Below are 2292 nucleotides of genomic sequence, written 5' to 3'. Positions count from 1 at the left end.
AGGGATAGGCGGACCCGGTTCATAACCACGGGGATTCCACGGATGACAGCGACCTAAACGACGAAAGGTCAGCCAGCCACCGCGCAGAAGGCCATGATTTTCAATGGCTTCATACGCGTAGCAGGAACAACTGGGGTAGAAACGACAGTGACTGGCCATCAAAGGACTAATGGCGTAGCGATAAAACTGGATCGGAACGAGGGCCAGTTTACGCATCAGGACTGTCTACCCCTACAGTTTCGGTGTTGACTGCTGGAACTGGCTTGTTACGGGCCAGACGCTTCCAGAGCTTGCCGAAATGCTGAATCAATTCGGGGTTTTCTACATCACCCAAACCTTTGCGCGCGACGATAACGATGTCCCAGCCGACCAGTGAATCCTGGTGCAGACGGAACGATTCGCGCATCAGACGTTTGAGGCGATTGCGCTCAACGGAGAGCTTTACGCTCTTTTTCCCGATAACCAGCCCGAGACGGGGGTGATCAAGATCGTTGTTGCGTGCAAGGAGCAGGAGATTTTTCCCCGGAACCTTGCCGGTAGGGGAGTCAATGACTGCCTTGTAATGCCGGGGGGTAAGCAGACGCTTTTCCCGACTGAAGTCCTGACTCACCTCCAGTACCGGATTATCAAACTGCCAGACGCGCACGACCTTTGGCGCGACGACGCGACAGGACTGCGCGGCCGTTCTTGGTTGCCATGCGAGCACGGAAGCCGTGGGTACGAGCGCGTTTGATAGTGCTTGGTTGGAAAGTACGTTTCATGTCGTGTTACCTGGTTCGTCCACAACGGGCCGGAATGGCCCCCGTTTTAAGAGACCGGGGATTCTAGAGAAAGCAAGCCTTCAGGTCAATTTCCAACCAACGTTTCCTTATAAATAGATCTCGGGCACTTCTTTGGCTGAAAGCCTGTTCACCATACATAAAAATAAAGAAGGGAATTATTTAAAGCTTTTCTGTAAAGCTTATAAAAGCTAGGGCGGCATTCATCTGTGGATAACTGCCATCAGGCCATATTTTACGTGGTGTACAGAGAATGACAACTACAGTGGAAAACCGTGTTCAGCCTGTGCTGCGCTGTCGGATAACCTGTGTGTGGAAAGGGCTGTTATCCACAGGCAGGTTATCCACCGAGTTTCGCCCCCAGTTGTCCAGTGCCCTTAGAGGCGGTTATCCACAGAGCTTATTCACACACCGTTGGTCGCCTTTTTTCCGGTTAACGCATTGATAAATCATGGTCACCGCACAACCTGCATGTGGATAAGTGGACGGCTCGCCGCTACAATGGCCGCTTGTTTTTGCCTCACCGGCTTTCAACTTAGGGGATATCCGTGTCAGTGGAACTTTGGCAGCAGTGCGTGGAGCTTTTGCGCGAGGAGCTGCCTGCCCAACAATTCAACACCTGGATCCGTCCACTACAGGTCGAAGCCGAAGGCGACGAGTTGCGCGTCTACGCACCGAACCGTTTCGTGCTGGACTGGGTCAACGAAAAGTACCTGGGACGCGTCCTCGAACTGCTGGATGAGCACGGCAACGGCATGGCGCCTGCGCTTTCCTTATTAATAGGCAGCAAGCGCAGCTCGGCGCCGCGTGCAGCACCGAATGCTCCGTTAGCCGCTGCGCAAGCTTCCCAGGCTCAGGCCAATGCCGCGCCAGCGAACACGCCAGCGCCAGCCCCGGCGCCCGCTCCGGCCAAGCGTTCCACGCAGAAAACCGCTGAAGTCAGCGAAGAGCCATCTCGCGACAGCTTCGACCCGATGGCCGGTGCCGCCTCGCAACAGGCCCCGGTTCGCGCCGAACAGCGCACCGTGCAGGTCGAAGGCGCGCTTAAGCACACCAGTTACCTGAACCGCACATTCACCTTTGAGAATTTCGTCGAAGGTAAATCCAACCAGCTCGCTCGCGCGGCGGCCTGGCAAGTGGCGGACAATCCCAAGCATGGCTACAACCCACTCTTCCTTTATGGTGGCGTTGGCTTGGGTAAGACCCACTTGATGCACGCGGTGGGTAACCATCTATTAAAGAAGAACCCGAATGCCAAGGTCGTGTACCTGCATTCCGAGCGTTTCGTGGCCGACATGGTCAAGGCGCTGCAACTGAACGCAATCAATGAGTTCAAGCGTTTCTACCGTTCGGTGGATGCCTTGTTGATTGACGACATTCAGTTCTTCGCCCGCAAAGAGCGTTCCCAGGAAGAGTTTTTTCACACCTTCAACGCCCTGCTTGAAGGTGGTCAGCAGGTCATTCTCACCAGTGACCGCTATCCGAAAGAAATCGAAGGCCTTGAAGAGCGCCT

4 protein-coding genes are annotated in these 2292 nt (G+C 54.9%); 1 reads left to right on the top strand and 3 read right to left on the bottom strand.

Features of this window, described 5'->3' with window-relative positions; genetic code table 11:
- The 3 genes from yidD to rpmH form a co-directional block, all read right to left on the bottom strand.
- Positions 1–216, bottom strand: a 216-nt coding sequence (gene yidD, locus ACIOVB_RS27475; protein WP_401272272.1) for a membrane protein insertion efficiency factor YidD, incomplete at its 3' end; no start/stop codon positions are given.
- Positions 209–610: a ribonuclease P protein component gene (gene rnpA, locus ACIOVB_RS27470; RefSeq protein ID WP_401272273.1), complete on the bottom strand. Its 402-nt coding sequence runs from the start codon at positions 608–610 to the stop codon at positions 209–211. The genes rnpA and yidD, both read right to left, overlap by 8 nt.
- A 16-nt stretch (positions 611–626) precedes the next feature.
- Positions 627–761 carry a 50S ribosomal protein L34 gene (gene rpmH / locus ACIOVB_RS27465; RefSeq protein WP_003213577.1) on the bottom strand — a complete coding sequence of 45 codons (135 nt, stop codon included), beginning with the start codon at positions 759–761 and terminating at the stop codon, positions 627–629.
- Positions 762–1327: 566 nt separating this feature from the next.
- On the opposite strand from rpmH, the gene ACIOVB_RS27460 reads away from it, so the two are divergent.
- A partial coding sequence (locus ACIOVB_RS27460; RefSeq protein ID WP_401272271.1) for a DnaA ATPase domain-containing protein occupies positions 1328–2292 on the top strand: 965 nt, incomplete at its 3' end.

The organism is Pseudomonas sp. NPDC087639 (genome assembly GCF_044743385.1).
In the GTDB taxonomy this organism is placed as follows: Bacteria; Pseudomonadota; Gammaproteobacteria; order Pseudomonadales; family Pseudomonadaceae; genus Aquipseudomonas.
This window is presented reverse-complemented; position numbering and strand designations above follow the sequence as displayed.